The organism is Mycobacterium sp. (assembly GCF_052143115.1).
Classification (GTDB): domain Bacteria; phylum Actinomycetota; class Actinomycetes; order Mycobacteriales; family Mycobacteriaceae; genus Mycobacterium.
The window spans coordinates 1-6,080 of the sequence record NZ_JBKQTQ010000324.1 but is presented as its reverse complement, the minus strand read 5'-3'; the positions used below and the strand labels follow the sequence as shown (position 1 = coordinate 6,080).

The 6,080-nt window shown below is 64.1% G+C and carries 8 protein-coding genes; 6 read left to right on the top strand and 2 right to left on the bottom strand.

Features of this window, described 5'->3' with window-relative positions; genetic code table 11:
- The 6 genes from ACLQI9_RS31605 to ACLQI9_RS31580 all read left to right on the top strand — a co-directional run.
- Positions 1-974 (top strand): ATP-binding protein (locus ACLQI9_RS31605; protein WP_442392774.1); only part of this gene is annotated, 974 nt, incomplete at its 5' end.
- Positions 975-1,315: 341 nt separating this feature from the next.
- Complete coding sequence (locus tag ACLQI9_RS31600) at positions 1,316-1,921, top strand: TetR/AcrR family transcriptional regulator (protein ID WP_442381258.1); 606 nt, start codon at positions 1,316-1,318, stop codon at positions 1,919-1,921.
- Positions 1,918-2,424 (top strand): hypothetical protein, encoded by a 507-nt coding sequence (locus tag ACLQI9_RS31595; RefSeq protein ID WP_442381256.1) that lies wholly within the window; start codon positions 1,918-1,920, stop codon positions 2,422-2,424. Before ACLQI9_RS31600 ends, ACLQI9_RS31595 begins: the two co-directional genes overlap by 4 nt.
- A gap of 129 nt (positions 2,425-2,553) precedes the next feature.
- Complete coding sequence (locus ACLQI9_RS31590; RefSeq protein WP_442392772.1) at positions 2,554-3,837, top strand: cytochrome P450; 1,284 nt, start codon at positions 2,554-2,556, stop codon at positions 3,835-3,837.
- A complete protein-coding gene (locus ACLQI9_RS31585; RefSeq protein ID WP_442381252.1) occupies positions 3,834-4,022 on the top strand; it encodes a ferredoxin in 189 nt (62 codons plus the stop codon). The genes ACLQI9_RS31590 and ACLQI9_RS31585 overlap by 4 nt, the downstream gene beginning before the upstream one ends.
- A 36-nt stretch (positions 4,023-4,058) precedes the next feature.
- On the top strand, positions 4,059-4,346 hold the full coding sequence (locus ACLQI9_RS31580) for a DUF1330 domain-containing protein (protein WP_442381250.1): 288 nt from the start codon (positions 4,059-4,061) through the stop codon (positions 4,344-4,346).
- Positions 4,347-4,381: 35 nt separating this feature from the next.
- On the opposite strand, the gene ACLQI9_RS31575 is transcribed toward ACLQI9_RS31580, so the two are convergent.
- Positions 4,382-4,591, bottom strand: coding sequence for a hypothetical protein (locus ACLQI9_RS31575; RefSeq protein WP_442381248.1), 210 nt, complete (start codon positions 4,589-4,591; stop codon positions 4,382-4,384).
- A 438-nt stretch (positions 4,592-5,029) separates the two neighbouring features.
- On the bottom strand, positions 5,030-5,983 hold the full coding sequence (locus ACLQI9_RS31570; RefSeq protein ID WP_442392770.1) for a 2-hydroxyacid dehydrogenase: 954 nt from the start codon (positions 5,981-5,983) through the stop codon (positions 5,030-5,032).
- Positions 5,984-6,080: the final 97 nt, after the last annotated feature.

The following is a 6,080-nucleotide window of genomic DNA, read 5'->3' as shown; positions in this document are numbered from 1 at the left end:
CCGAGTACCTAAACAACACCGAAGTGCTGATCTGGACACCGGGGCGTTCGTCGGGACGGCCGCTGGCGTTTCAACCGCTACCCGATTTTCCCAGCGTCGTCGATGATGACGACGAGTTCAATGACGCCGTCGAGTCGGCTGCCTCCGCGCTCGAGCCTCGGGCATCGATATCCGGCCAAACTCCAAAAGCGAACCGGGCCCGAGCGGTGCTGCGCAACTCGTTGCAGCAGTACGGGCGGGAGCCCTCTCCGACGCTCTCTGGATTCGTCGACATGCTCAGCGACCTGCCCGACGACATAAGTGACCTGGCCGACGCGCACAAGATCGCAGCCAACATCGCTGAGGATCTCCGAGCGGCCAAGACTAATGACCGACTCTTCGGTGGTACGGGGACGCCCCTCGACCCCGGCGTGCTGCTCACCCCATCTGATGGCTACCGCGCTCGAGTCTCGGTGATCAGCATGATCGGACTGTCTTCAGAGGAGCAGCGACAGAGCTTCGTCAACCAACTGCAAATGGCGCTATTCGCTTGGATCAAACGCAATCCGGCCAGCGACCGTCCCCTTCGCGGACTGCTGGTCATGGACGAAGCGCAGACCTTGGCCCCTGCACAGAAATTCACTGCCTGCACACGCAGCACGTTGGCCCTGTCGTCGCAGGCCCGCAAGTACGGTCTAGGGCTGATCTTTGCAACTCAACAACCCAAGGCACTGCATAACCACATCCCGGGCAACGCGGCCACCCAGTTCTACGGACTTCTCAATGCGCCGGCGCACATCTCCGCCGCCCAGGAGATGGCCCGTGCGAAGGGCGGCGTGATGCCCGACATAAGCAGGCTGCGGGCTGGCAATTTCTACGTCGCCATTGAAGGTGAAGCGTTCCGCCGCATCGTCGCGCCGTGGTGCTTGACCTATCACCCGGCCAGCCCGCCGTCGGCCGAGGACGTGCTCGAGCTCGCGCGGCGCACGGCGTAACTCGTCGTTGTCGGTGTCGGCCATGACCATCGGACGGTATCGGCGGCCGGGTCCGCGCCGTCGCGCCGCCACGCCGGACCGTCCGCAGATCGTCCGCAGCAGAATTTCGGGCATCTTCCGGCGATCAACGCGCCCAACAGTCTGACCAGGGAGTCTATCGAATAGCCAACACAGTTTTCGGGTACCAACGCCCAGGATGATGTTGAAGGTGATCATCGCCAAGTCGCTTGGTTTGTGACGGCACCGACGGGCGTGGCAAAAAATCGTCAGTTGCGACCCTTGTCACCGTCGCCCAACCAACCTACTGTGTGTTCACTAGGTTGGTTGGACGAAGGAGTCCGGTGCCCGATACACGGCCGTACGACTCCCTGCGGGCCAAAGGCGAAGACCGCAAGCAACGGATCCTGGCCGTTGCGCAGCGGCTGCTGACCCGTAACGGGTGGCGCAACACGACCCTTGCCCAGATCGCCGGCGAAGCCGGCGTCAGCCCCGCCGGCCTGTTGCATCACTTCGAATCCAAGGAACAGCTGCTGCACGCGGTGCTCGACGTCCGCGACGCCGACGACGACGCGCATGCGGACCGGGCGGGCGACCTGATCTCGGAAATCGCCGCGGTCGCCGATCGGTTTCACCGATCACCGGAACTGGTGGGCACGTTCACCGTGCTGCTGGCGGAGAACATCGACCCCGACGCCCCGCTGCACGATCGCTTGTTCGCCAGATATCAGGACGCGATCGACATCGTCACCGAGCTCATCCGGCGCGGTCAGCGGGCCGGCCAATTTCGGATGGATATGGATGTCACGGTCAAGGCGGTGCAAATCCTCGCCTTCATCACAGGAATGGAGACCACATGGTTGCTCAATCCTTCGATACCACTGACCGAGGTCTTCAAGGAGTACTCGGAGTCGTTGGCTCGGGACATGGCACCGCCGAGCCCGGCGTGAGATACCGGCTGGATGTGGTCGCCGCGGACGTCGCCGACGTGGTGAAGTTCGCCGGCGGTTGGCTCTTCGACCGGGCGATGGCCGGATGGGATGTCACCGTGCTGGTCGCCGACCATCCTGACGAGCGACCGCTGCAGATCCTCGGCGTCCAGATCGTCGACCTCGAGTACGCACTCGCGACGGCGGGGCACCGGCCGCCTCCCCAGACGCTGGCGGCTGCGGCGGACCTTTTCGGCTGCGATTCCCGCGTCCGGCAGGGTGTCGTGCAGGCGCTCGACCAGGGCGTCACCGAAGTCACCTTGTGGGGTGAGACGTGGCCGGCCGAGCTGGACGACAGCGTCGGCCTGGTCGAGCACCGGCTGAGCGCCGCAGCCCAGGCGTTCAAAGCCCAGGCCCTGGCGGCCGCGGCGATGCCGCAGGCCTCGATTGGGCTGGTCGAGACGTTCCGCAGCCGGGTGATGGCCTTCCCGTCGGTCGAGGCTGATCTCATTCCGGCCAGCTAACTCGCGGTCGGCGCGCTCGAACCCCCGCACGTTCATGCTGCGTTGACGTCGCGGCATGCTCTGTGGAAATCTGATACTCAAAGCTGAGAGGGACGTTCTCACGGCGGAGATTGTCGAACGGAGGAGCAGATGGTGAACGAATTCACCGAAATGGATTTCTTCCGCGGCAGCGAGCTCATCGCGGACCCATACCCCTACTACGAGGCGCTGCGGCAGCAATGCCCGGTCACCCGGGAGACGCACCACGACGTCACCATGGTGACGGGCTGGGAGGAAGCCTGCGCGGTCCTCAACGACGCCGAAACGTGGTCCTCGTGCGTCTCGGTGACCGGCCCGTTTCCCGGCTTTCCGGTATCCCTCGAGGGTCTGGGGGGAAGTGACATCACCGAACTGATCGAGCAACACCGTGACGAGCTTCCGTTCAGCGACCAGCTGCCTACGCTTGATCCACCCACCCACACCAACCACCGCTCCCTGCTGATGCGGCTGATCACCCCGAAGCGTCTCAAGGAGAACGAGGACGCCATGTGGGTGCTTGCCGACCAAGTGCTCGACGGATTCCTGGCGCCAGGGCACGGCGAGTTCATCAAGGGCTTCGCGAGCCCGTTCACCCTGCTGGTTATCGCTGACCTGCTCGGCGTGCCCTTGGAGGATCGCGACAAGTTCGTCAAAGGCATCCGCGAGCACTCGGGTGGCGGCGTCGGCGGCACCGGCAAGGAATCGTTGGCCCACAGCCCGCTGGAATTCCTCTACGGCCTCTTCTCCGACTATGTCCGGGACCGTCGTCGTGAGCCGCGCGACGACGTGCTGACCGGCCTGGCGACCGCCACCTACCCCGACGGCTCGACTCCCGAGGTCGAAGACGTGGCCCGCGTTGCCGCCAACGTCTTCTCGGCGGGTCAGGAAACCACCGTGCGCCTGCTGGGCGCATCGTTACAGACCTTGGGCGAGCGCCCCGATATCCAGGCGCAGCTGCGCAAAGATCGCAGTCTGATACCCAACTTCATCGAAGAGGCGCTGCGCATCGAAAGTCCGGTCAAGGGCGACTTCCGAATGAACCGGGTGCCCGTCAATGTCGGTGGAGTCGACTTACCTGCGGGCACCACGGTGATGGTTGTGCAGGCCGCCGCCAACCGCGATCCGCGCCGGTTCGAAGACCCCACCACCTTCGATCCGGCGAGAAAGAATGCCCGCCAGCACATCTCGTTCGGGCGAGGCATCCACAGCTGCCCTGGTGCGCCTCTGGCCCGCGCCGAAACGCGGGTGGCTATTGAGCGGCTGCTGGACCGCACATCGGACATCCGGATCAACGAGCGAGTTCACGGACCGGCGAATGACCGTCGCTACCAATACGTTCCGACCTACATCCTGCGCGGCCTGACCGAGCTACACCTGGAATTCGCACCGGCATGAAAGTCTGGGTCGACGACCAGCGCTGTCGCGGTCATGGCGTGTGCGTCACGCTCTGTCCGGATGTATTCGACTTAACCGATGATGGCTACGCGGAGGCGATAGGGTCCGATGTCCCAACGGAATTCGAGGCGGCCACCCGGGAGGCCATCGACTGCTGCCCCGAACAGGCCATCGCTGAGCGATGACCAGAAGCGCACTCGGATAAGGAGATTCGCCGCACTATGCCAAAGGGATACGTCATCCTCACCGAGGCCGTCAAGGATACGGAGGGCATGAAGGCCTATGGCCAAGCCGCCGGAGCAGCGATGGGCGGGGTCAACATTCTCGCGGTGGATGCCGCGCCCAAAGTCGTCGAAGGCACCTGGCACGGCAACCAGACTGTCGTGCTGGAATTCGAATCGGTTGACGCGGCCCGCGCGTGGTACGAGTCGGAGGCCTATCAGAAGGCAGCGAAACTGCGCCAAGCCGCCGCCGACTGTAACGTCGTGATCCTATCCGGATTTGGCTGAGTCGCAGCAGCTTTCCTAGAAGCAGCCAGACGCTGTCATGCTTGTGGCTTCTGGCTCGCGGCCTTCTCGCTGACCGCGACCACCGCGGTACCGTGCGCGGGTTCGATCTCGACTTCCAGGACCGTCGCAACACGGCCGAACGACCAATAGAATCCGACGACCTGCAGAACCTCGACGATCTCGCGATTGCTCAGGATCTTGCGCACCGCGGCGAAGGTGTTGTAGTCGACGGTCGGGCTGCGCACGACCCGCCGCGACGAACTTCGTGATCACCTGATCGTCGGCTGAGAGCAGCGACGAATCAAAGTCCTGTTTGTGGATTGCTTCGCGGATCCGTGGGTCCACACCCATGGCCTCCGAAATCGGCACGTGCTGAACGAACTCATACTCGGCGCTGGCGACGGCCGCCGTCGTCAGGATGACCAGCTCACGCGAGCGGGGCGGCAATTCGAGTGCGGTGTGCTGCGCCTCTCCCTGGCGGATGAATGACTCGATGGTGGACTCCGAACACGACATCATGTCGAACTTCAGATGCTCGGGGACCTGCGCAAGAAAGTCCTGCAACTCCTGGGGAAACGTCTTTCGGTCGGGGTACGGAAGTCGGGCCACGCTTCTTCTTCTCTCGTCTCGGGCGGGTGTTGTGGGGTCGAAATACGGTGGTGGCCCCGTCGCAGCGGATGGGTTTAACGCGTCGGCGCAACGACGGGTGTGGTGAGGGTTCCGTGTGCCAGGTATTCATCCAGATTGCGCAGGGTCAGCGCGGTCATCGCCGCGCGCGCGTGTGCCGTCGCGGTGCCCACATGAGGCAGCACGACGACGTTATCCATCTCGCGCAGTTGTTGCGGCACATCCGGTTCGTGGGCGACCACGTCGAGCCCGGCACCGGCGAGCCGTCCCTCGGCCAACAGCTCCACCAGAGCCCCCTCGTCGACGACGCTGCCTCGGGCGATGTTAATCAGATAACCGTCGGGGCCAAGGGCTTCCAACACGTCGCGGCTCACCAGGGGCGGGGCGTCCTTCCCGCCGGTGGTCGCCACCACCAGCACCTCGACGGATTTCGCCAGGTCCACCGCTGACGGCGCGTACCGGTAGCCCGAACCGGGCAGCTCGTGGCGGTTGTGATAGGCGATAACACAGTTGAATCCGATGAGTCGGTGGGCTATCGCTGAACCGATGTGGCCCAGACCCAGGATCCCCACCCGCGATCCGGTCACTTCCTGAGTCAATGGGTATGGCCCCTCGACCGGCCACCGGCCGGCGCGCGCGTAGCGCTCCGCGGCGCCGAAGCCACGCACCGTCATGAGCATCAACCCGACCGCGACATCGGCCACGCTTTCGCTCACCGCGTCGGCTGTGTTGCTGACGCCGATCCCCAGCCGACGCGCGGCGTCGATGTCAATCGTGTCGTAGCCGTCCATGTAATGGATGATCGCGCCCAGGTTGGGCAATGCGCCCATCAGTTCCGCGTCGACCGGGGCTTGGCCGGCATCGACAATCGCTTTGACCGAAGCACCATGCTCGGCAAGGAAATCCTCACGCCCCGCACTGCTCGGCAGCACCAGAGCGTCGTATTTCGCGGTCAGCGCCTCGGCGAGCGGCGGCGGAACTTCACCTACCTGTAGAACAGTCGTGCCCATCACAAACTCCCTTCGTCTGATGGGAAGTGATCACCTCATCGTCGCGGCGACGCCTCTTGCGGTCACTAGTTGTTCCAACAACGCGGGGACGCCAAAA

What these genes read in the sequence shown, in the direction of transcription:
- ACLQI9_RS31580 (WP_442381250.1), top strand. Translation starts at nt 4,059, where the DNA reads ATGCCAAAGGGATACGTCATCCTCACCGAGGCCGTCAAGGATACGGAG.
- ACLQI9_RS31585 (WP_442381252.1), top strand. Translation starts at nt 3,834, where the DNA reads ATGAAAGTCTGGGTCGACGACCAGCGCTGTCGCGGTCATGGCGTGTGC.
- ACLQI9_RS31590 (WP_442392772.1), top strand. Translation starts at nt 2,554, where the DNA reads ATGGTGAACGAATTCACCGAAATGGATTTCTTCCGCGGCAGCGAGCTC.
- ACLQI9_RS31570 (WP_442392770.1), bottom strand. Translation starts at nt 5,983, where the DNA reads ATGGGCACGACTGTTCTACAGGTAGGTGAAGTTCCGCCGCCGCTCGCC.